The 23,926-nt window shown below is 54.2% G+C and carries 18 protein-coding genes; 13 read left to right on the top strand and 5 right to left on the bottom strand.

The window, feature by feature from the left end; all coding sequences use genetic code 11:
* Positions 1–581: 581 nt before the first annotated feature.
* Positions 582–1,490: a DUF72 domain-containing protein gene (locus tag FJM65_RS05330; RefSeq protein WP_140620179.1), complete on the bottom strand. Its 909-nt coding sequence runs from the start codon at positions 1,488–1,490 to the stop codon at positions 582–584.
* Positions 1,491–1,827: 337 nt separating this feature from the next.
* Here FJM65_RS05330 and FJM65_RS05325 point away from each other — a divergent pair, with 337 nt between their 5' ends.
* The 12 genes from FJM65_RS05325 (at position 1,828) to FJM65_RS05270 (ending at position 16,913) form a co-directional block, all read left to right on the top strand.
* Complete coding sequence (locus FJM65_RS05325; RefSeq protein WP_140620177.1) at positions 1,828–2,328, top strand: septal ring lytic transglycosylase RlpA family protein; 501 nt, start codon at positions 1,828–1,830, stop codon at positions 2,326–2,328.
* Positions 2,329–2,564: 236 nt separating this feature from the next.
* The gene (locus FJM65_RS05320; protein WP_140620174.1) at positions 2,565–4,211 is read left to right on the top strand and encodes a TldD/PmbA family protein; all 1,647 of its coding nucleotides are present in this window, start codon (positions 2,565–2,567) and stop codon (positions 4,209–4,211) included.
* Between the two features lie 48 nt (positions 4,212–4,259).
* Complete coding sequence (locus FJM65_RS05315) at positions 4,260–4,565, top strand: four helix bundle protein (protein WP_140620172.1); 306 nt, start codon at positions 4,260–4,262, stop codon at positions 4,563–4,565.
* 61 nt (positions 4,566–4,626) lie between these two features.
* Positions 4,627–5,943 (top strand): TldD/PmbA family protein, encoded by a 1,317-nt coding sequence (locus FJM65_RS05310; protein ID WP_140620170.1) that lies wholly within the window; start codon positions 4,627–4,629, stop codon positions 5,941–5,943.
* A gap of 267 nt (positions 5,944–6,210) precedes the next feature.
* The gene (locus FJM65_RS05305; RefSeq protein ID WP_140620168.1) at positions 6,211–6,828 is read left to right on the top strand and encodes a DUF4159 domain-containing protein; all 618 of its coding nucleotides are present in this window, start codon (positions 6,211–6,213) and stop codon (positions 6,826–6,828) included.
* 77 nt (positions 6,829–6,905) lie between these two features.
* On the top strand, positions 6,906–7,901 hold the full coding sequence (locus tag FJM65_RS05300) for an AAA family ATPase (protein WP_140620166.1): 996 nt from the start codon (positions 6,906–6,908) through the stop codon (positions 7,899–7,901).
* 134 nt (positions 7,902–8,035) lie between these two features.
* A complete protein-coding gene (locus FJM65_RS05295; protein ID WP_140620163.1) occupies positions 8,036–8,575 on the top strand; it encodes a hypothetical protein in 540 nt (179 codons plus the stop codon).
* Positions 8,576–8,604: 29 nt separating this feature from the next.
* The gene (locus FJM65_RS05290; protein ID WP_140620161.1) at positions 8,605–9,414 is read left to right on the top strand and encodes a hypothetical protein; all 810 of its coding nucleotides are present in this window, start codon (positions 8,605–8,607) and stop codon (positions 9,412–9,414) included.
* Positions 9,415–9,449: 35 nt separating this feature from the next.
* Positions 9,450–10,343, top strand: coding sequence for a DUF58 domain-containing protein (locus FJM65_RS05285; RefSeq protein ID WP_140620158.1), 894 nt, complete (start codon positions 9,450–9,452; stop codon positions 10,341–10,343).
* Between the two features lie 206 nt (positions 10,344–10,549).
* Positions 10,550–11,959: a BatA domain-containing protein gene (locus tag FJM65_RS05280; protein WP_140620156.1), complete on the top strand. Its 1,410-nt coding sequence runs from the start codon at positions 10,550–10,552 to the stop codon at positions 11,957–11,959.
* A 2-nt stretch (positions 11,960–11,961) separates the two neighbouring features.
* Positions 11,962–14,133, top strand: coding sequence for a DUF4175 family protein (locus FJM65_RS05275; protein WP_140620154.1), 2,172 nt, complete (start codon positions 11,962–11,964; stop codon positions 14,131–14,133).
* A gap of 125 nt (positions 14,134–14,258) precedes the next feature.
* Positions 14,259–16,913 carry an ATP-binding protein gene (locus tag FJM65_RS05270; RefSeq protein ID WP_140620152.1) on the top strand — a complete coding sequence of 885 codons (2,655 nt, stop codon included), beginning with the start codon at positions 14,259–14,261 and terminating at the stop codon, positions 16,911–16,913.
* Positions 16,914–16,920: 7 nt separating this feature from the next.
* Here FJM65_RS05270 and FJM65_RS05265 read toward each other — a convergent pair whose 3' ends face one another.
* From FJM65_RS05265 to FJM65_RS05255, 3 genes are all read right to left on the bottom strand, one after another.
* Positions 16,921–18,294: a sigma-54-dependent transcriptional regulator gene (locus FJM65_RS05265; protein ID WP_140620150.1), complete on the bottom strand. Its 1,374-nt coding sequence runs from the start codon at positions 18,292–18,294 to the stop codon at positions 16,921–16,923.
* Between the two features lie 196 nt (positions 18,295–18,490).
* Positions 18,491–18,817, bottom strand: a complete 327-nt coding sequence (locus FJM65_RS05260) for a hypothetical protein (RefSeq protein WP_140620148.1) — start codon at positions 18,815–18,817, stop codon at positions 18,491–18,493.
* A gap of 50 nt (positions 18,818–18,867) precedes the next feature.
* A complete protein-coding gene (locus FJM65_RS05255) occupies positions 18,868–19,263 on the bottom strand; it encodes a hypothetical protein (protein WP_140620146.1) in 396 nt (131 codons plus the stop codon).
* Positions 19,264–19,564: 301 nt separating this feature from the next.
* On the opposite strand from FJM65_RS05255, the gene polA reads away from it, so the two are divergent.
* Positions 19,565–22,411, top strand: a complete 2,847-nt coding sequence (gene polA / locus FJM65_RS05250) for a DNA polymerase I (protein WP_140620144.1) — start codon at positions 19,565–19,567, stop codon at positions 22,409–22,411.
* A gap of 181 nt (positions 22,412–22,592) precedes the next feature.
* Here the strand turns inward: polA and FJM65_RS05245 are convergent, their stop codons facing one another.
* The gene (locus tag FJM65_RS05245) at positions 22,593–23,921 is read right to left on the bottom strand and encodes an SGNH/GDSL hydrolase family protein (protein ID WP_140620141.1); all 1,329 of its coding nucleotides are present in this window, start codon (positions 23,919–23,921) and stop codon (positions 22,593–22,595) included.
* Positions 23,922–23,926: the final 5 nt, after the last annotated feature.

The raw sequence follows: 23,926 nt of genomic DNA, 5'->3' as shown, positions 1-23,926 counted from the left end.
TCTGCAACTGGCGCTAAGTTGTCCTTTCTAGCTAGCTTTCATCCTCAGTCTTAAAATATGCTTGTTTCATCTCTGGCTTTGGTGCCCTTCAAGGTCGGGAGGCCTCGTCCTTGGGCATCGCGCTGTGTTCCCTTCTTGCTTCGCTATCGCTCGGCATGCCGCCACAGCGGCACCGGATCTCACAAGGCGCTCTTGTCGAGGGCCCCTACCCCCACCCAAGGACTGGGATCAGGTTCGATAGCCACTGCTTTTGCTATGCAACTTGAACCATGTCCCCCTTCGAAGGGGGCAGGGGGATGATGACACATGCGGAATTCCCCTCCTCTGGACTACCGAGAACGGGAGTTCGAAGGTAGCGAGCGTAGCTCTAAGGGGTGGGTTTACATCTGTAGGGACAGGCAGCGACCTGTCCACGCGATACCGGCAGCTATGAAACTTATGCTTCAGCAACAGTAACTACAGACTCCCCTCCTTAGCCAAGGAGGGGCAGGGGTGGTTGGACTAGGTGCTCGAGAAAGCTCCCTCTCCTGTTGTAGGATAAAGCTGGGTTGGGCTAGATTGCTTACCCACCAAGGAATGGCTTAAAACAATTCCCCCTGCACCGGCAGCGCATACTTCTTGGGCAGCTTTAAATCAAAACCGCATACTTTGTTTAGCCGCTCTATCAGGTAAGTAGCCAGTTCCGGGGCCAGCGTGTTGTCGGGCTCGTGCACGAAAAAGTATAGCTGCCGCAGCCCGTTGTCAAACCACTCTTTCAGGCGCTCTACCCAGGCATCGATGCGGGTGTAGTCTGTCGGGTGCAGGCCGTTGCCCACAAACCGGACCATGGCCGAGGGTGTTGTCAGGCGCATGTGCAGCACATCCCGGCGACCAGCCACATCGGTTAGCACGGTGCCTGCCTTATACTTCTCCAGCACCTCAAAAAGCTCCAGGCTGGCTACATTATCTGTAAACCAAGCTTCGTGGCGCAGCTCCACGTTAAGGGGTATACTCTCAGGGATAAACTGCAGAAACGCCTCCAGGTCGGGTAGCTGCGGCGGGGCAAAGTATGGCGGCAGCTGCAGAAACGTTTCTCCCAGCTTGTCCTCCAGGCCGGCAATGGACGCGCAGAAAGCGGCGGTCACATCCTGGGTGCTGCGCAGGGCGGCCTCGTGGCTGATGAGCTGCGGGAACTTGGGGCAGAACTTAAAGCCGCGCGGCACCATGTTTCGCCAGCGGTCGATGGTGTCGGGGCTGGGGATGTGGTAGTGCGTGCTGTTAAGCTCAATGGTGTTAAACTGTTTGCCGTACCACAGCAGCGACTCTTTTTCAGGCATGCCGGCCGGGTAGTACTTCCCTACCCATGCCTTATTTACCCACACCGGAAGGCCCACGTATACCTGCGGCTTCAGGTAGCTGCCGGAGCTTTGCAGGAGCGGCAGCGTGTCGGGGTGGTTCGGGGGCAGCGTAAAGTCTACGCGGCTGATGTCGGGCAGCTTTCCAAAATCCATAGTTTTATACTTTAAGTTACTATACGAGCCACGGCAAAACAAGCAGGAACAGCCAGGGCCGCGAAAGTAATTTTTGGCAAAATAGGTCTCAAAATGCTCCCGCCCCGACTTGCCAGACAATTTTTTTTTATTTATTTTTTATAGCTTATTTTCTATACCTATCTCCCATGAAAATATAGCCATACGTACTTTAAAAGGCGATTTCTGCATTATCTGGCACAAGGTTGATTTACCCCTCCTGCCCATATCCCCCTACACCCCAGGCGCAATAATGGCGCAAAAGGCTCCGTTTACAAACTAATTCCGTAATTTTGCGGCTTCACCAACTATTTTAGTTATGATAAACAATAGAAAGTGCTTCATTTTTTCATTAGTCATTTTTCTATTTGTCGGCATCAGCCAACCAACTTTTGCACAAAACAACAACGCGGGCCCAGCCAAAGTACAGCAGGGCGACGCATCGTGGTACGGTAGCCGTTACCACGGCAGAAAAACCAGCAGCGGCGAGCGCTACAACAAAAACGCCATGACAGCCGCGCACAAAACCCTTCCTTTCGGCACGAAGGTTAAGGTAACCAACCTCGACAACAACCAGTGGGTTATCCTGCGCATCAACGACAGAGGCCCGTTCGTGGGCGACCGCATCATTGATGTATCGGAGGCAGCTGCCCAAAAGCTCGATTTCCACAGCAAGGGCATTGGGCATGTAAAAATCGAAGTGCTGGACTCTAAAGCTGAGCTGGCCTCGGCCGTAGGCTTCTCCTTCGATGTGCCGTCTTATGCCGCTAACAAGATGGCCGATGGCATAGACACGGGCATGTTGCTAAGTATAAGATAACCGCCGGAAGGAACATAACCTTTACTTACTTTATAGTATAAACAAAAGCGCAAAGCCACCAGGCCTTGCGCTTTTGTTGTTTCCGGGCGTTTGGGTTGGTCGTGCTGAAGGGCAGGTTTATCCGGTAAAACAGCGGGTTAGGCTTTACTGCGGTCGTATGGCTTTGAGATGAGCGGTATAATCGCTATACTTAGATAGCAAAAGTAAATACTCAACCATACCTAAAAACCTACACCTTGAAACGAAGAAACTTTCTTGAGCTATCGGCGCTGGGCTTTGGGGGCCTGATGCTTCCGTCCGTTCCTGTGTTTGGCGACATTATCTCGCCGGAGCGGGCGCTGGAGCAGGTAGACCCTGCCCTGAAGAAGCGGCTGGCCGACGTGGCCCTGAACACCGCCAAATCCAAAGGAGCCTCTTACGCCGATGTGCGCATAGGCCGTTACCTGCAGCAGTACATTTTTACCCGCGAGAAGCAGGTGCAGAACATCGTGAACGCGGAGTCGTTTGGCGTGGGCGTGCGGGTGCTGGCCAACGGCACCTGGGGCTTTGCAGCTACCTCTGATGTAACGGACAAAGGCGTAGCCAATGCCGCAGAACAGGCCGTGGCCATTGCCAAAGCAAATGCCAGGCTGCAGAAGGAGCCGGTGCAGCTGGCTCCTGTAAAAGGCTATGGCGAAGTTAGCTGGAGAACGCCAATCGAAAAGAACGCTTTTGAAGTGCCGGTTGGCGAGAAAGCCGATCTGCTGTTAGCGGCCAACGCGGCAGCCATGAGCAACGGTGCCAATTTCGTGAACTCAGCCCTGTTTCAGGTAAACGAACAGAAATACTTTGCCTCTACCGACGGCTCCTACATCGACCAGGACATCCACCGCATCTGGCCAAACTTTACCGTAACGGCTGTAGACAAAGCATCCGGGAAGTATAAAACGCGTGAGGCCCTGAGTGCGCCAATGGGAATGGGCTACGAGTACATGATCCCGAAGGCATCCGAAAAGATAAAAGGACCGGAGGGCACCGGCTTGACCGGCTACCGCTATGCCTACGACATGCTGGAGGACGCCGCCCTGGCCGCCAAGCAGGCACGCGAGAAACTGACGGCAAAATCGGTAATGGCAGGTAAGTATGATTTGGTGCTGGATCCCAACCACCTGGGCCTCACCATCCACGAGTCGGTGGGCCACCCGCTGGAGCTGGACCGCGTGCTGGGCTACGAGGCCAACTACGCCGGCACCTCCTTCGCCACGCTGGACAAGTGGAAATCCAAGAACTTTAAGTATGGCTCTGATAAGGTGAGCATCTTTGCCGATAAAACCCAGAAAGGATCGCTTGGCCTGGTAGGCTGGGACGACGAGGGTGTGAAAACCAAGAAGTGGGATCTGATTAAGGACGGCGTGCTGGTGAACTACCAGGCAATCCGCGACCAGGCGCACATCATCAACGAGCCGGAGTCGCATGGCTGCTGCTACGCCGACAGCTGGAGCTCGGTGCAGTTCCAGCGCATGCCGAACGTGTCGTTGGCGCCGGGCAAGGAAAAGAAAAATGTGGATGAGTTGATAAGTGGTGTGGATAAAGGCATCTACATCGCCGGTCGCGGCTCCTACTCCATCGATCAGCAGCGCTACAACTTCCAGTTTGGCGGCACCGTGTTCTACGAGATCAAGAACGGTAAAATTGTGGGGCCGCTGGAGGATGTGGCCTACCAGAGCAACACGCAGGAATTCTGGAACTCCTGTGCCGGCTCCTGCGACGAGAGCGATTACCGCCTGTTCGGCTCGTTCTTCGACGGAAAAGGCCAGCCGAGCCAGATCAGCGCGGTATCGCACGGCTCTGCCCATACCCGCTTCAACGGCGTGAACGTGATCAACACAGCGCGCAAGATTTAGCGCGAGTCTCGAGTTCTGAATTCTGCGTCCTGAGTTATACTTTGAACGATGGCTGAAAGTATAGTTGCTACCAAGTCCTACAACTTTGCGCTGCGCATTATCAAGCTTTATAAACATCTGACGCGAGAGCAGCGTGAGTTTGTGCAGGCAAAGCAGGTTTTAAGAAGCGGCACCTCAATAGGAGCCAATGTGGAAGAAGCCCTGGGCGGTCAAAGCAAGGCTGATTTCAGACACAAGTTAAGTATAGCCCTGAAAGAGGCAAGAGAAACAAGCTATTGGCTGCGGCTGCTTAAAGATTCAGAGTACATAAAACCAGATGCTTTCAACAGCATCCTCAGCGAAAACAACTCGTGACTCAGAACTCAAGACTCAGAACTGATACAGCAATTGGTTTCAATTTTAGAAGACATCAAAAATGGCAATATTAAGTAAAGAAGAAGCTCAGGCGATACTGAAGAAGGCGCTGGGATTTTCGAAAGCCGATGAGTGTGAGATTACGCTCAGCGGCAACAACGGCGGCAACATCCGCTATGCCCGCAACGAGGTATCCACGAGCGGCGCAGAAGAGAACACGTCCATGTCGGTGGAGTCGCGGTTTGGCAAGCGCTCGGGCGTTGCCACCATCAACGAGTTCGACGATGCCTCGCTGGAGAAGGTGATCCGCCGCTCGGAGGAGATCGCGCGCCTGGCGCCCGAAAGCCCGGAGTATGTGGAGCTGCTGGGGCCGCAGGAATACATCACTACCAAAGCCCACTTCGACTCCACGGCTAAGATAGACCCTGCCTATAGGGCCGATGCAGCAGCCAAAAGTATAAAAGCCGCTACCGAGAAGGGCTTAACAGCCGCCGGCTTTCTGGAGCACTACACGCGGTTTACGGCCAAGATGAACAACAAAGGCCTGTTTGCCTACCATCCGTCTACCGTGGTGGATTTCTCCGTGACCATGCGTACCGAGGATGGCACCGGCTCGGGTTATGTAACGCAGGACTACTCGGATGTGAGCAAGTTGGACACGGGCAAAGCCTCGCAGATAGCCGCTGAAAAGGCCGCCAACTCGCGCAACGCCCGTGCCCTGGAGCCCGGCAAGTATACGGTTATCCTGGAGCCGGCCGCCTCAATAGATCTGCTGCAGAACATGTTCTACAACATGGACCAGCGGAATGCCGAAGAAGGCCGCAGTTTCCTGAGCAAGGCCGGCGGAAAGACAAAGATGGGCGAAAAGCTGGTGGATGAGCGCATTACTGTTTATTCCGACCCGGCCCATCCGGAGGTGCCTGCAGCGCCGTTTGCAGGCGATGGCCGGCCGCAGAAAAAGATCACCTGGATAGATAAAGGCGTGGTGAAGAACCTCTACAATAGCCGCTTCTGGGCATCCAACAAAGGGGCTGTCTCCGTGCCGCCGCCAGGCAACATGATCATGGAAGGCGGTAACCAGTCGCTGGAAGACATGATCAAGAGCACCAAGCGCGGCATCCTGGTAACGCGCCTGTGGTACATCCGCACCGTAGACCCGCAAACGCTGCTCTACACCGGCCTTACCCGCGACGGCACTTTTTATATTGAGAACGGCAAGATCATGTACCCGGTGAAGAACTTCCGCTTTAACGAAAGCCCAGTGATCATGCTCAACAACCTGGAGGCCCTGGGCAAGCCTCAGCGCATCAGCGGCAGCCTCGTGCCGCCCATGAAGGTCCGCGACTTCACGTTCACGAGCCTTTCGGATGCGGTGTAGTTGCTGATTTATACTTCGGATGCCGTATGCAGCAGCGCTGCGTGCGGCATTCATGTTAAAATAACGAAACCCGCCTCTAGCCCCTCCGAGGAGCAGGAGCGTTTTCACCACCCCTAACCCCTCCTAAAAACAGGAGGGCAACTCTCGTGTATGATTGTTCCCTTTAAAGGGGCAGGGGGATAATAATCGTTTCCAATTCCCCTCCTTAGGAGGGGCTAGGGGTGGGTTAATCTTATCAAGAAGTTACTCATAAATTTTAACTAACCTGTGCAACCCTTCACCTTTGTGCGCCTGCAATACCGCTCCGGCAACTGGGATACCGACCCGCGTATGCCGAGCAATTTGCTGCACTCGCTTATCCAGTACACCACGGTGCCGGTAAACGAGCAGGAGAAGGTGGTCTCGCTGGAGAGTGCGGAGCTGTTCAAGTACCCCTTCAGCTACCTGAGCGGGCATAAGCTGGTGCAGTTTAACCAGAAGGAGCGGCAGAATTTCGAGACCTATGTGCAGAACGGCGGCTTTGTGTTTGTAGACGACTGCAACCACGACATTGACGGGCTTTTTGCCAAGTCGTTTGAGGAGCAGATGCGGCAGATTTTTGGGGCAGGGGCGCTGAAGAAAATCCCGAACAATCACAAGCTCTACCGCAGCTTCTTCACGTTTGAGGAGGGCCCTCCTACCACCAGTTTTGAGCTAAATGGCTGGGGCGATGACCTGGTGCACGACTACCTGAAAGCGATAGAGGTAAACGGACGCATAGCGGTGCTCTACAGCAATAAAGACTACGGCTGCGAGTGGGACTATGAGTTTAGAAACAAACGCTGGCTGGCCGAGGATAATACCAAGTTCGGTGTGAACATCATCATGTATGCGCTAACGAGTTAAAACTACAGACCTCGCAGCGTGCGCAGCTCCTGCGAGCGTCTAACATAGATACTACCAAAGTCATCATAAAGTATAAAATGACTGAAAAAGATATACACCACCTGCTAAGCAAGCTGCCACAGCTAAAGCAGGAAATACAAAAAGTAATTGTGGGCCAGGAGGAGGTGCTGGACGAGGTGCTGATCACCATGATGGCCGGCGGGCATGGTTTGCTGGAAGGCGTGCCGGGCCTTGCCAAAACGCTGCTCGTACGCACCCTGAGCAACGCCATGGACCTAGGTTTTAGGAGAATCCAGTTCACCCCGGACCTGATGCCGACAGATATACTGGGTACAGAGGTGCTGGAGGAGGACCATGCCACGGGCAAGCGCTTTTTCAAATTCAACGAGGGGCCGATCTTCTCGAACATCGTGTTGGCCGACGAGATAAACCGCACGCCACCCAAAACGCAGGCCGCCCTGCTGGAGGCGATGCAGGAGCACGAGGTAACCTATGCCGGAAAAACATACTTCCTGCCGAAGCCTTTCTTTCTGCTGGCCACCCAAAACCCGATAGAGCAGGCCGGTACCTACCCGCTACCCGAAGCGCAGCTCGACCGATTCCTGCTCTACATCAAAATAAAATACCCCACCGAGCAGGAGGAGCTAAACATACTTTCCAGCACCACCGGCACACGGCAGGCACAGGTGCAGCCCATACTTAGCGGTGAGGAGGTGATGCTACTGCGGCAACTGGTACGCGAGGTAAGTATAAGTGACGAACTTCTGGGCTTTGTCAACCAACTCGTTCGTGCCACCCGCCCCGACAGTACTCCTATCGATTTTGTGAAACAGTATTGCCGCTGGGGCGCAGGCCCAAGAGCAGGGCAGGCACTTATACTTACCTCTAAAGCCAAAGCTTTGCTAAACGGTCGCTTTGCTGTAACGGTGGATGATATCAAAACGATGGCCTACCCCGTGCTGCGCCATCGCGTGCTGGTTAACTTTGCCGCCGAAGCAGAGCATATCACGCCGGATAAAGTTGTAGATGAGCTGCTGCAAAATATAAAGTTGCCAAAGGCGGTGCTGGTGTAAAATATCAAACCACCCCTGCCCCTCCTTGTCTAAGGAGGGGAATTAAAATGCCTGGCGCGGGTATCTAACCCGTGACGTAGGGTGAAAGCGAGTCTCCAGACTCGCTTGTTGTAGCAAACCAAAAGCAAAAACAGATGGAAGAGACAGCAACTGTAAAACTGACGGAGACGGGCACACAGCTCCTCAGGAAGATCGTGGGGGAGAGAATCTGTTACTTCTTTACAGACAGAGTAAAAGTAGAAGCAACCGGCGACAAAGTGCTGTACTGGGCTCCGGAGTTTGCGCTTGGCCTTAAAACCAACCGCGGCGACCTGACCTTCATCAACATCAGCGCCGACTATAAACTTACACCCGGATCGAGTACCACTTACTACGAGTTTGCCATCGAAGAAAGCAAAATGCCACTCCGCTGCGAAAAGCTGCTGCAGTCGGGACAATTCTCGGAGATAAAAGTGCTGTCGTCGCAGGTACTGATGCTGGAAGTATACCAGGACTGGAACCAGGAGTTCGACGAAACCATCCACTACGACGCTGCCATCGTGCTCTACACCGACTCCCGAAAGTATATGCTGAAAGTGCGTGAGGAGTTAGTTGGCGGCGTGGATATTATTTTGGATGAGAGCGCTATCGAGGCGGAACTGATTGATTTGAAGCTGAGGCAGAGTTTAGTGTAAGTAATTGTACATTAATTCGAAAAAGCAAGATGCATAAGTTTGATAAAGCTAACTTTTCCAATCACGCAAATGTGGTTTTGAGATTAGAAAAAAAGAGAAAGACTCTGCAGAATTTGTTAGTTTCATTAGTGTTTGATTATGCGAATAAAATCTCAGGCACTTATTCTAATGATGATTTTATTGAACTTAGGAACAGTATCACACTAAGACTTGAAAATATCTTTTACCATTATGATTTGCTTGCATCAATAAATGTAAGTGATGAGGAAATTATCACAAATGAAATAATATCTCCCTTAGTAACACCACAAATTGCTATCAAGCAGGACTTCTTGTTTGATAGTATTGTTTTTAATACTCTTTCATTATTTGATTACACCAGTTGTCTGATAAAGTACATCATTGAAACTAACAAGCAAAAGAAAAAACTACTTTGGACACAACTTATCAGAACAGCTCGTGGCACAAACAATTTTAAGGAAACATCCTTAGCTAAATTGTTAGTTGAGCTAGATAAAAAATGGGTATTTGTATTAGGTGAATATAGGGCTGAATTGATACACTATAATGATGATTTTGTTTCAGATGGTCTGAAGTACTATCCCGTTGAAAGCAAATACATAATACACATATCTGCTCCCTCTTCTCTAAAGAAGCATTTTAGGGAATTCAAACAAGTTGAAAACTCAGATGCTAATATCAATCAAGTGACTCTCTGGATAATAGAAAATTCAATTGAATGCATAATTGATATCATGGAAGAATTACGCACTTACTTTGATACAGTTAGGAAAGTTCCAGTAGGGAAGGAAGTATATACCTTTAGAAAAGGAAGCTAAACTCGTCCAATAGCATTAATTATAACTTATAATATTTGACAACCCACAAATTCATCGACCCGAAGGTACTGGCTACCATAAAAGACCTGCCGCTATTGGCTAAAACGGTGGTGGAAGGCTTTTTGGCGGGGCAGAACCAGAGTCTGCGGCGTGGGGCGGGGCTGGAGTTTAGCCAGTACCGCAGCTACCAGCCCGGCGACGATCTGCGCCAACTCGACTGGAAGATGTTTGCCCGCTCCGACCGCTATTACATCCGCGAGGCCGAGGTAGACACCAACATTACGGTGAGGTTTATACTGGATGGCAGCGCTTCGATGGCACATGAGGACGTGAACGGCATCAGCAAAATGGAATATGCGCGGTTTATGGTGGCGTCGCTGGCTTACCTGGCTACCACGCAGGGCGATGCGGTGGGGCTGTACGTGCTGCACGAGAACCAGCTCATCAACCTGACGCCCCGCTCCGACAACATGCACCTGCAGCGTTTCTGGCACCAGCTGGCGGAGGTAAAGCCACAGGGGAAGTTTCCGGGCATGGAGGTAGCCGCCAACCTGTTTGCCGACAGGCGGCAGAAAGAGCTTACTGTTTTATTATCTGATCTGTATGAGCACGAGCACGAGATAAAGGACCTGCTGTACAAGCTCGGCGCGCAGGGACACGAGCTGCTGCTGGCTCACCTGATGAGCCGCAACGAACTCGACTTTACCTACACCGGCACCCTCACCTTCGAGGACCTGGAGACCGGGCAAACGCTACAGGTAAACAGCGCCGCGCAAAAGCAAGCCTACTTAGCCAAACAGCAGGAGTGGCTGCAAAACACAGAAAAAGACATGCGCCACCGCCACATCGCTTACGACCGGTTTGTAACCGATGAACCGCTGGATAAGGCGCTGCGGGCTTTCCTGCAGAAACGGCTGCTTTACGGATAATTTTGAATGAGCGAACGAGTGATTGAGTGAATGGAATATGAAGAACCCACCCCTAACCCCTCCGAGGAGGGGAATGCCCGTGCATGATTGTCCCCTTTTGAAGGGGGTAGGGGGATGACAATCGTCCCCAATTCCCCTCCTCGGAGGGGCAGGGGTGGGTTAATCGACATGAGAACAATTTCTAATCTTTAATTTCTAACTCATAATTGACTTTAACAGCGCCATACTTCCTTTTTGCAGCGTCGGCTATACTTATTCCGATTGCCATTCACCTGTGGAACAAGCGGCAGGGGAAGACGGTGAAGGTGGGCAGCCTGCGCTGGCTGGAGGCGTCGGCGAGTAGCCGCTGGAGCAGTATAAAGCTGAACAACTTCTGGCTGCTGGTGCTGCGCTGCCTCATACTTATACTTCTGGCTGTGGCGCTGGCGCAGCCGGTGTGGGAGCATCAGGCGCAGGAGCAACGTGGCGCAAAGGCTATAGTGGTGGGCGAAGAGTTGCTTTATAAGTCCGCCTTAAAGCTCATCCAGCCAACCATCGACTCGCTGTTGCAGCGGGGTTATACCTTGCGCAAGTATACCCCAGGCCTGGCGCAGGTGCCGCAGGAGGCGTGGCAGCAGATCAGCCGCCGCACCACCGACAGCACTCTGCGCACCACGCAAAACTATTGGGCACTGCTGCCGCTGCTGGCTGGCAAGTATAAAAATCCGCAGGACAGCGTGTGGCTCTTCACCTCCGACCAAGCCCGTTACTTTGCCGGCGCCCGCCCCAAGACCATTCCCGAAAACATCCGTTGGATACCGGTTGCCACCGAGGGCACCGCTTACTGGCTGCAAGCCGCTGTGCATACTTCTCCGGATAGCCTGATGCTTATACTTGGCCAAAGCACCCGCCAGGCTATCATTTATAGCAAACACCCTATACCGGCATCAGCGCAAAGTATAGCGCTGCCCCACAACCAGCGGCTGCGGCTGCAGCGGCACAACGACTCGCTGCAGGCCAGCTACAAGGGCTATGTCAGTAAAGTAAGCGTGCAGGCAGCGCCGCTGCAGGTAAGCATTTTAGCCGAGGAGGCGCAGCAAGAGCAGGCGAAGCACGTGCAGGCGGCAGTGCAGGCCATCAGCAGGTATACCGGCTTTCCCATCGTCCTCAGCCCCGATACCCCTAAAACCGATTTTCTGTTCTGGCTGCACCGGCAGGAGCTGCCTCCAAGTATACTACAGCGTGTGCGGCAGGGGCTGCAGGTGTGGGTACCGCAGGGAGCAATACCTTCGGGGCTAAACGCAAGTACGAGTACTGTCCCGGAGGTGCAGGCGCAGCAGGTAGGCAAAGGCAATATTTATACTTTAAGAGACAGTGTTAGCCTTGCCTGGATGAAGGAGCGCGGCAGACTGCCGGAGCTTTTGCTGCCGTTGTTGTTGCCTCAGCCAAAAGTTGCCGCTGCGTATGATGTGCGGGCGCTGGACGAGCAACAGCTGATGCCTGAAAAACAAAGTGCTGTGGTGGCAGCCGCTGTGCCGCAAGCACGGCAGGAGCCGCTCCTGAGATGGCTGGTATTGGCGGCAGCTATACTATTTTTGATCGAGCGATTTATTGCCGGAAGGCGCAGCAACGTATAACCATGGCCGTAAAGCAAAGCATCCAGACCCTGAGCCGTATCCGCAGGCAGTATGTGCAGGCGAAGCTGTGGCTGTATGCGCTGCAGGCTTTGGCGGCTATACTTGTTGGCATGGCCATACTTTGGCGCTGGCGCCTGGAGCTCCCGCTTCTGGCCGGTGTGGCAGCGGCTATACTTTCGGGGGCAGTTTTATACTTTGCCTGGCAATGGAGGCGAGTCCGGAGAACTGAGCTGCGGCAGGTAGCGCGCCACCTGAACCGGCAGTACCCGCAGTTGGAGGACAGCACCGGGCTGTTGCTGCAGGAGCCGCAGAACCTGCTGCAGCGGCTGCAGCAGCAGAAAGTGGCAAGTATACTTCAGGAGCTGCCTCCGGAGCAGGTGTATACTATAAAAGGCGCACCGACGTATGTGGCGCTCGCACTGTCCCTGGTGCTTACTGCAGGCATTTTATACTTGCCGGCGGCTCCGCTCGCTACCTCTAAAGCAGAAAGTATAAAACTGGCCTTCCCGGATACAACTGCCGCAGGCGCAGACACCGCCGCGCAGATCAAAAGTATACACATTACCGTTGCGCCGCCGCGCTACACGGGCAAAAAAAACTACAAAGCGGAGAGCCCGAACCTGCGGGTGGAAGAGGGGGCAACCGTTACCTGGCGCATCCGCACAAACAAAACAACGGCACTGCAGCTGCAGCTGAACGAGCAGAAGCCACAGGCGTTTAAGCAAGATGGGGAAGTTTATACTTTCGCACGCAGCTTTACAGAAGCAGGCCTCTATACCATCAGCCTGAACGGGCAGAAATCCGCTTTTTATACCCTGGAGATTATCCCCGACGAAGCGCCTTTCATCCAAATAAGCAAGCCGGAAGAGTACACGGAGATCCGGCTGGGCGAGCAGCAACGGGTAACGCTACAGGCCAGCCTCACCGACGACTACGGCATCCGGAAAGCCAACATGGTAGCCACCGTGGCCAAAGGCAGCGGCGAGGCCGTGACGTTCCGGGAGGAGAAGATTAAAGTGAACCTGCGGGGCAACAGCCGGAGCTACCGCATCAACCAAACTCTGGACCTGCAGCAGCTGGGCATGAGCTTTGGCGATGAACTATACTTTTACCTGCAGGCTTGGGACAACCACCGCGGCTACACCCGCTCCGAAACATACTTTGTGCAGATCGAGGATACCACCATTGCAGAGGCAGACTTTGCCATGACCGCCGGCGTGAACCCGGTGCCGGAGTACTTCCGCAGCCAGCGGCAGATCATCATTGACACTGAGAAACTGCTGGAGGAGCAGAAAAGTATACCCCGTGCCGAGTTTGAGGAGCGCTCCAACAGCATTGGCGTGGACCAGAAACTGCTGCGCCTGCGCTACGGCAAGTTCTTGGGCGAGGAGTTCGAGAGCGGCATCGGTCCGGGAGGCGGCATACCCGAAGGGGCAGAGGGGCATGAGGAGGCGCAGCACTTCGAGGGCGACGGGCACGACCACCCGGAGTTTGAGAGCCAGAGCAGCCCCGAAGCCTTGCTGGACCCTTACCTGCACAAGCATGACATGGAGGAGGCCGCTACGCTGTTTGAGCCGGCCATAAAAGCCAAGTTAAAGGGGGCGCTGGCGCAGATGTGGGAGGCGGAGCTGCGGCTGCGCACTTTCAGGCCCAAAGAAGCCCTGCCATACGAATACAAGGCCCTGCGGATGCTGAAGGACGTGCAGCAGTCGCAGCGAGCGTATGTGGCCAAAACTGGCTTTGAGGCCCCGCCGCTAAAAGAGCCGGAGCTGCGCCTGACGGGCGAGCTGAATAAAATTACGCCGCTAAGCGAACGCCATACTATCGAACAGCACCAGAAGTGGCCACAGGTGCGTGCTGCGCTTGCCTGGTTGGCAACGTATAAACAGACGGGCAAGTATAAAAAAGCTGACACTGCTGTTCTGGAGAAAGCGGGGCAGGAGCTGGCACAGGAGGCGCTGGCCACATCCGGTAAAAACCTGCGCACCCTGCAAGACCTGCGGCAACTGATATCAGAAATGAAGGCCGGCAAAAAGCTTTGCGCCGCTTGCCTGCAGGCGGTGGAGCGGGCGCTTACAGCCGCGTTGCCCCCGGCAGCCCAAACGCCCCAGCCACAGCAGGCGGTGCGGGGCAGGCTGGCGCAGGAGTACATGGAACAACTGCTACGGGAATAGCCAGGGAGGGCAAATATGGGCGGTTTTTCGGGTAAGGGCACCCTTCTGTAATCATTTCTGTTGTATTGGCGTTATAAAGAGCAACACACGCCTGCAGGCAGGGCACAAGATACTGTATTGACTACATGAAGATATTCGGGGATAGTATAAAGACGAAGGTGGTGGTGGGTTTCATGCTTGCCTTAAGCATTGTGGCGGCCGCCATCTACCTTACCTATACCAGCTTTACCAAGCTGCTGGCCTCCGTGGAGGTGCTATCGCAGCCCAACGATAAACTGGTGGAGCTGCAGCAGACGCTCTCCACCATCGCCACCGCCGAAAGCGCCATCCGTGCCTATACCCTTACCACAAACGAAAAGCACTTCAAGGCCTACCTGAGCCACCTCGACACCATCCAGAGCCAAATAGACTCGCTGGAGTTTCTAATGCAGGACAGCCCTAGAGAATTGGCACAGGTAGACTCGGTGTCGAAGCTGCTGCAGGAGAAGCAGAAGAGCCTGGAACTGTACGTGGCGCTAAAGAAACAGCAGAAAGAGCATACTTACTCCGGCAAAGCCCTGCGGCAAATTGCCTCTACAGCTAAACAGAAGCCGCTTTCCACCACCATCAGGCAACGCACCACTACCACCATCTCCGACCGCCTCGACCTGAACGGCACCAACGACTCTATGCTGCCCCAGCAGACCCAGCCCCCGGCAGAAGAGGAGAAAGAAGATAAGCGGGGCTTCTTCGGCAAGCTGTTCTCTAAAAAAGAGAAGCCGCAGAAAGAGCTTCCGCCGCCGCCAAAAGTAATTGTGCCGCAGCTGCACGTAGAGCAGGAAGTGGAGATTGACACAAGCGCCGCGGCTGTGCCCGTGGCTCCTTTAAACCAGGTGCGCCGCATCCTGAACAACGTGCAGCGCGAGGCCGATGCGCAGGCCCAGCGGCTGGAGGCCAAAGAGCTGGCGCTGTTGCAGCAGGACAAGCAGATCATGGACCAGGTGCGGGCGATGATGCATGAGATGGAGCGCCATGAGCAGGAGCAGACCCAACGCAACTCTGCCGAGGCACGGCAGGTGGCCCAGGAGACCTCCACCATCATGCTGGTTATCGGCATAGCGGGCCTGGGGCTGGGCATAGCCTTTATCCTGATCATTCTCCGCGACATCACGCGCAGCAATAACTATAGATCCAGGCTGATACAGGCGCAGAAAGAAGCGGTAAAACTGGCGCGCGCCAAAGAGGCCTTCGTGGCCAACATGAGCCACGAGATGCGCACCCCGCTGAATGTGGTGCTGGGCTTTACGCAGCAGCTGCGCCACACCCCGTTGCAGCCGCAGCAGGATGAGCACCTGGAGGCCATAGACGGAGCCGGGCAGCACCTGCTCCATATCGTTAACGACGTGCTGGACCTGTCTAAAATGGAGGCTGGCAAACTACAGATAAACCGCTCCACCTTTAGCCTGCGGCAGCTGCTGCGGCAGGTAGAGCATGCCTTTGCCCTGAAAGCCTCCAGCAAGAGCATCAGGTTTAGTTACCGTGTGGATGAGGCTATACCTGACGCGCTTTGCGCCGATGCCCTACGGCTGAAGCAGGTGCTGTTTAACCTGGTGGACAATGCCATCAAGTTTACGCACCAGGGGCAGGTGCAGGTGGATGTGTGCCTGCGTAACCTGCGCCGCAGCCGTGTGGTGCTGCGCATTGCGGTGGCCGACACAGGCATTGGTATACCGCAGGAGCGTCTGCAGCATGTGTTCGGGGAGTTTAACCAGGCCGATGACTCTATTCTGCGCAAGTATGGCGGCACCGGGCTCGGGCTCTCGATCAGTAAAAAGCTGGTTGAAATGCAAGGCGGCACGCTAACGGTAAGCAGCGAGCATCAGGTGGGCACTACCTTTACGATTGTGCTGCCCATGCAGGTGTCTAAAGAGGAGGTGCCTGCGCCGCCGACCGAGGCGGTGCCAGTGGCAGCCGTCTTTACAGGGCTTAAAGCGCTGGTAGTGGATGACGATGCCTACAGCCGCACGCTTTGCCACCTGATCCTGAGCCGATGGGGTATGCAGGTATACCTGGCAAACGACGGGCAGGAGGCGCTGGAGCAGGTGCACCAGCATTCCTTTGATATTGTGCTGACGGATATTCAGTTGCCGGGTATGAGCGGCAAAACCGTGGCCCGCAACATCCGCAAGATAGATAAACAGGTGCCGATCATCGCCCTTACTGCCAACATCCTGAGCAACGACCCCGGATTTTTCAGCAACACCGCCATTACCGGTCATTTGCTGAAGCCGTTTACAGAGCAGGAGCTGCACCAGCGGCTGGTAGAGGCGCTACCATCGGATGTAATAGAAGCGGCATCCGTCGCACGGGTGCCGGCGAAAGAGGATGCCGGTGCAGAAAAAGCCGAAACGCCAGTTATGACGGAAGAAAAACTGTATGATCTAAGTGAGATGCGCCTTTTTACCGGAGACGACCATCAAGTGTTGGCTGACGTGCTGGAGGTGCTGGTGCAAGACCAGGAGCTAAACCTGCGGCAACTACAGGATGCCGCAGATGAGCAGGACTGGAGCAAGGCCGGCAATATGGCCCATAAAATGCTGACGGGCTTCCGGCACCTGAAAGCGCACACGGTAGTGCCGCATTTGCAACAGTTAGAGCAGGTGCTGCACACTAACCAGCACGACGAGGCTGCGCTGCAGCAGGCGGTAACACAAGTATACCCGCAAGTGCAGCAAGTGTTGCAGGCCCTGCAGGCGGAGCTGGAGCAAATCCAGGCAATGGCCGGCCAACCGGCGGAATAAAAGTGGGTTACGCCTCTATGTTGTAGAGCTTCAGTTTGTTGTAGAGTGTTTTGCGGTCGATGTTCAGCAGGCGCGCCGCTTTAGACTTGTTATACTTTACGCGCTCCAGCATCGTCAGGATCATTTCCCGCTCGGTGCGCTCGTTTATACTTTTCAAGTCCGTATCCATCGGGTTATCGGCGGAGAAGGAGGCTGTGGCGGGCTGCGGCGGAGCAGGCATGTAGTGGGTAATTTCGGAAGGGAGCTCCCGTAGCGTCACAAACTCCGATTTAGACAGCAGTACCGCCCGCTTCACCACATTCTTGAGCTCACGCAGGTTTCCGGGCCAGTTATACTTTAGCAGCGTGCTTTCTGCATCGGCGTCAAAGCCTTGCACCTGCTTCTCCAGTTCGTGGTTAGCCTGCTGCAGAAAATGGTTGGCAAACAGCAGTACATCCCCGTCGCGTTCGCGCAGGGCCGGTATGTTTATCTTAAACTCGTTCAGGCGGTGATACAGGTCTTCGCGGAACTGCCCGTTCGAAACAGCCTGCACCAGGTCCTCGTTGGTGGCCGCCAAAACGCGCACATCCACATCCTGATCGGCTGTGCTGCCTATTTTTCTTACTTTTCGCTCCTGCAGCGCGCGCAGCAGCTTTACCTGCACCTCGTAAGGCAGGTTACCGATTTCATCCAGAAACAAAGTGCCGCCGTTGGCCGCCTCAAACTGGCCCTCCTTGTCTTTCATGGCGCCCGTAAAGGCACCTTTCACGTAGCCAAACAACTCGCTGCCTGCCAGCTCCTTCGACAGGGCACCGCAGTCTATGGCCACAAAAGGCTTGTCCTGGCGCTTGCTCTGCTGGTGTATCATGCGGGCCACATACTCTTTGCCGGTGCCGCTCTCGCCCTCTATAATCACCGAAAGGTTAGTAGGGGCAACCAAGCTAATAAACTCCTCGATCTGCTCGGCCTGCTGGCTTTGCCCGCGCACAAACTGTAGGCTGCCAGCCTGTGCCGTAGTTGTTGCCGCTGGCTCCGGCTCATGCTTCCTGCTCAGGGCGTTCTGTATAACCAGCAGCGTCTCATCAGGGTTGATAGGCTTGGTGATGTATTCAAAGGCGCCCATCTTAATGGCTTTCACAGCTGTGCGGATGTCGGCGTAGGTGGTCATCAGGATAACAGGCACGTCCTGCGTCAGCACACGAATCTGGGACAGGAGCTCCAGCCCGTCCTTGTCGGGTAGGCGGAAGTCTGTCAGGATGAGGTCAAAGTCTGAGGCTTTAAGGTGGCGCAGGCCGTCGCCGGCAGTATAGGCAGTAGCTACCTCGTACTGCTGGCGCTGCAGAAAGCTCCTGAGCATCAGGCAAAAAGCTGGATCGTCATCTATCAGAAGTATCTTAGGCATAATGGAATCTCCGTGTTACTGCCTGCCGGGTGTGCGCAGGAAGCAACTACATAACGTTTTTAAACAGCTTATTGTTCTAGCTGGCTTAGTTTGCCCCAATTTACTCTTTTTTCGGCGCGCATAAAACACAACAGCCCCCGTAATGCTACGGGGGCTGTTGTGCAGTTTATAATATGTGCTTTACGTCGCCTATACGCTAACCCTCTACTTTCTTACCAGTCTCGTCGAAACGAACTACGGTAGGCTGTGCATTGGCATCCAAAAACTGTACTTCGTAAGTGGCTGGCGCACCGGCCTCAGTGGCCTCTACTTTGTGCACCTCCCCTACTGTCAGGTCTTTGTACGCATCACCGCTCACCGATTTTTTCACGGCATCCGGTAGTTCCTGTACAGTAATTTTCTGCTTGCCTTGTGCCTGCTCCTGCTGGGCAGCTTGTGGGTCTGGCTGTGTCGCCGTTTCCTGGGCTTGGGCTGTAAAGCCGGCAAATGCCAGCGCTACGGCTAAAACACTAACTTTTTTCATAGCTTATTTTGCTTTATGTCTATTGTTTGGGTTTAATTACTTCTGATTGCTTATTGCTCGGCACCGGCTTCCGCAGCCTGAGCTACTGGCTTACCAGTCTCGTCGAAACGGGCAACGGCCTGCTTCTGCTCGGCATTCGTAAAGTATACTTCGTAAGTTGGCTTTGCTTCAGCGCCTGCAGCTGCGTCAGGGGCAACTTTAAATACTTCGCTTACCTGCCAATCCTTCAGCGCATCGTTCTGCAGCGCCTGCTTCACACCCTCCGGAAGCTCTTCCTGGGTTATCTTCTGCTTGCCGGCATCCTGCTGGCCTTGCATCTGCTGGCCTTGCATTTGGCCCTGCTCCTGCTGCTGCGTAGCTGAGTTGTTCTGTGTCTGTGCTGTTGCTTCTGTTGATATAAGTCCGAACGCCGCGAAGGCGAATGCTAATACAGTTACTTTTTTCATGGTCTAGTTTAGTTTAGAATTTCATTCTGTTCTGCCATCCCTACTTGAGATAACTGTGCCAAAAGTGAAATTAGTTTATAACAGCTTGGTAATCAGTGTTAAGTAAAATTTATTAATCTCGCGCTTGCCTCGGCCTGCCTGTTGATACTTTCTACACTGTGAGGAACGGCGCCTGCAGGCTGTATCCGAACAGGGGCAGTGGCAGGCCAACCAAACCCGGCTGCTGCGGTTAAAGTATAAATCGCGGTGTTGGTGCGGGCGCTTTGCCGCGCATTAGCCCGAAATTGACTAAATTAGCCCCATGAGCGAACCACGAAAGAAACTTTTCCTGTTAGATGCCCTGGCACTGATCTACCGCGCCCACTTTGCCTTCAGCAAGAACCCGCGCATCAACTCCAAAGGCATGAACACAGGCGCTGCCCTCGGCTTTACCAACACGCTGGTGGAGGTGCTGCAAAAAGAGAAGCCCACGCACATCGGCGTAGCCTTCGACTCCGCGGCCAAAACCTTCCGCCACGATAACTTCGCCGACTATAAAGCCAACCGGCAGGCCCAGCCGGAGGATATCTCCATTGCCATACCTTACTGCAAAAAAATTGTAGAGGCCTTTAACATTCCGGTGCTGATCATGGATGGGTATGAGGCCGACGACATCATCGGTACGCTGGCGCAGAAAGCCGAGAAAGCAGGCTTTGATGTATACATGATGACGCCGGACAAGGACTACTGCCAGCTCGTAACGGACCACATCTTCCTCTACAAGCCCGCCTTTATGGGCAACGCCATCGACGTATGGGATGTGCAGAAGGTGCTGGAGAAGTGGGAAATTGAGCGCGTAGAGCAGGTAATTGATATACTTGGCCTGCAGGGCGACGCCGTGGACAACATTCCGGGCATCCCGGGCATCGGCGAGAAAACCGCTAAAAGCCTGATCCAGCGCTTTGGCTCTGTAGAGAACCTGCTGGCCAACACTGACCAGCTAAAGGGCAAGCAGAAGGAGAACGTGGAGAAGTTTGCCGACCAGGGGATGATGTCGAAAGAGCTGGCCACGATACACTGCAATGTGCCGATCGAGTTTAGCGAGAAAGGCCTGCACTACGACGGCCCCAACGAGGAGCAGGTAACTGAACTGTTCGCCGAGCTGGAGTTCCGGCAGCTGACGCAGCGTGTGCTGGGCAAGAGCCTGGGCGAGGCTGCTACAGCCGCCCCTGCTGCCAGAGGCGCTAAACGAGGCAAAGCCGCCGCTGCCAACCAGACATCGCTTTTTGGCGCTCCTGCCGCCACCGAAGAAGCTGTAGCCGCCGAAGAGGCCGTGCCGGCTACGATGCAAAGTATGAAAACCACGCTGCAGGACTACCACCTCATCAACACACCGGAGCTGCGCCAGAACCTGCTGCAGTATCTTTTAAAGCAGGATGAGATTTCCTGGGATACGGAAACGACGGGCATAGACCCGATCACCGCCAGGCTGGTGGGCATGTCGTTCTGCTACCGCCCCGGCGAGGCCTACTATGTGCCGGTGCCGCAGGATGATGTAAAGGAGGCGCAAAGTATAATCGATGAGTTCAGGCCGGTGCTGGAGAACCCGAACATTGCCAAGGTGGGCCAGAACATCAAGTATGACATCCTGGTGCTGAAGAAGTATAACCTGGAGGTGCAGGGGCCGATTTTTGATACGATGCTGGCGCACTACCTGCTGGAGCCCGAGATGCGCCACAACATGGACGTGCTGGCCGAAACCTACCTCAACTACAGCCCGGTGCCTATCACCGACCTGATCGGGCCGAGAGGCAAGAACCAGAAAACCATGGCCGACCTGGAGCCGGAGGAGGTAAAGGATTATGCCTGCGAGGATGCCGACATTACGCTGCGCCTGAAGCTATACTTTGAGCCGCTGCTGCAGGAGCAGGGCTTGATGAGGCTGTTCCGCGACATAGAGAACCCGCTGGTGCAGGTGCTGGCCGACGTGGAAAACGAAGGCGTCAGTATAGACACCGATGCCCTGGCTGATTACTCCGCTCAACTTGAGAGCGAGATCATCAACATAGAGAAACGCATTTTTGAAATAGCCGGTGTGCAGTTCAACATTGGCTCCCCAAAGCAGCTGGGTGAGGTTCTGTTCGATAAACTGGAGCTGCACGGCAAATCCAAGATCAAAAAAACAAAAACCGGGCAATATGCCACCGGCGAGGAAATATTGGCGAAGCTGGCGCCGGAGCACGAGATCGTGCGGCTTATACTGGACCACCGCCAACTCACTAAGCTGAAGTCTACGTACATCGATGCGCTGCCGCAGCTGGTGTGTGAGCTGGACGGGCGCGTGCATACGTCGTTTAACCAGGCCGTTACCGCCACCGGCCGCCTCAGCTCTACCAACCCGAACCTGCAGAACATCCCGATCCGGACGGAGCGCGGGCGAGAGATACGCAAGGCTTTTGTGGCCCGCGATAAAAAGCACCAGATCATCTCTGCCGATTATTCGCAGATAGAGCTGCGCATCATGGCTGATTTCAGCGGTGACCCCACCATGAAGGAAGCCTTTAAGAACGGGCTCGATATCCACGCCTCCACGGCCAGCAAAGTGTTTCATGTGCCGCTGGAGCAGGTGGACGGCGAGATGCGCCGCAAGGCCAAAACGGTGAACTTCGGTATCATCTACGGTATCTCGGCTTTTGGTTTGGCTGAGCGCCTGGGTATTCCGCGCCGCGAGGCCGCTGATATCATTGAGGCATACTTCCAGGAGTTTCCGGCGGTGAAGGAGTACATGGACAGCACCATTGAAAAGGCCCGTGAACTAGAGTACGCCGAAACAAAGCTGGGGCGCCGCCGCTACCTCCGCGACATTAACTCGCGCAACCAAACCATCCGCGCCTTTGCCGAGCGAAACGCCATCAACGCGCCTATTCAGGGCACCGCTGCCGATATCATCAAGATCGCGATGATCCACATACATGATTACCTGCGCCAGGAGAAGCTGCAGACCCGCATGATCCTGCAGGTGCATGACGAACTTTTGTTCGATGCCCCGAAGGAGGAGATAGAGATCGTGACGCCGAAGATCGTGGAGCTAATGACCAACGCGCTGCCGCTGAGCGTGCCGATGGAAGTTGGCCTCGGTGTTGGCGATAACTGGCTGGAGGCGCATTAAGGATCTACTAAAGAAAGACCTCGCAGTGTGCGCAGCTCCTGCGAATGTCTGATGCTGAAGAACTGCAGCCTTGCAGCGCAAATGTTTCTAGTAAAGGCACCTAAGATAGACCTACTCCACAAACAAAAAAGCACCTCTTGCGGGAGGTGCTTTTTTGTTGTTTTATACTTTAGCTAGCCTGTTACTGAAGGCCAGGGAAAAGTACGGCATTATACTTTGTCTCATCAACTGCAGGAATGGAAGCTCCATACTTTGCATTGATGTTACGAATAATCTCGTTTGCCACTATCGCATAACCACGCGGTGTCAGGTGCACGCCATCCAACGAGAACAGGTTGCCTGTGATGAATGCAGGCGTGTACGCAACGTTGTTCAGTGTAAGCTGCGGCATGTTGTCCTTCATCTTCACAGAGTTAAAGAAGGCGTTCATGTCTACAAAAGCCAGGTTATTTGCATCCGCAGCGGCTTTTAACTTGCCGTTGAAGGTAGCTATAGCATTCTGTGCAGCTGTTACCTCTTCGCCGTCCAGCACCTCGTTGTTCTTGAGCGGGTTGTAAGGGCTAAAGCCGTGAGGGACCGTCTGAGGACCAACCTGCTCTGGTGTGCCTACCGTAGAGGTAAGGAGCACGTAGTCTGTCGCAGCTGCTTCGCGTACCTGCCCGTTAGCAGCAGTTATATAAAGCTTTGTTCCTGCAGCGGCTGCCATCTGCATCAGGTTGGCCGTTGCTTTGGTTGTAAAGAAAGGTACACCCGTTACGTCAGGAATATTAATAACTACCCCTTCGGCCTCGCTATCCCCTACCAGCGCATTGATCATGGCATCCAGGTTCTCCTGAAACTTATCAGCATCTGAGATTGGGGCTACGCCGCCAGAAGTTGCAAACCCCAACACATCGTTGTTGCCTAGCCACATCGTGAAAAACGTAGGGTTTGTCGCATCCACATAGTTCACATAAGGCAACAATGCCCCTGAAGGAGTCAGGTCATCACCAATCAGGCGCTCATAGAATGGGTTGAAGCCAGCTGGGTTATTAAAGCCATACCCTGCGGTCTTAGCGTCTACCATTCTTATTCCCGGCACGCCTAGGTTGTTTACAGGCTCTTCATAAGCTGTGTAAAGCGGCGTTTTGCCATCTAGGCCCATGCCACGCACGGCCAGTTCCGTTGTAACGGGCTCTAAAATCGGTAAGCCGCTCGCATCAAAGCCTTTAAAGCTTAAATAGCCTGATCCGTTTTTCTGTGCCTCAGTAAAGAGCGGCTGTTTAAACTCTCCTCCGCCAACTTTGGCAAACTGCTCTGCAAGTATAGCGGGATAAGAGTTTAGCTGCCCAGAGCGGTATAAGCCACCATCGGCATAGCCAGCTGTAAGCGAGTTACCCACAGCAATGTATGTTGAAAAATCAGCTGTGCCCGCGCTAGACGAAGGGGTGTCGATATCAGGCTCGCAGCTGGCAAGGAGCGCACCAGCAAAAAGAGCCAGCGTACCGGTTTTATAGAACAAGTTTTTCATATTCG

This window comes from Pontibacter mangrovi, assembly GCF_006385705.1.
GTDB classification, from domain to species: domain Bacteria; phylum Bacteroidota; class Bacteroidia; order Cytophagales; family Hymenobacteraceae; genus Pontibacter; species Pontibacter mangrovi.
Note: the sequence above shows the minus strand (reverse complement) of the source record. Positions and strands in the feature narration are given on the sequence as shown.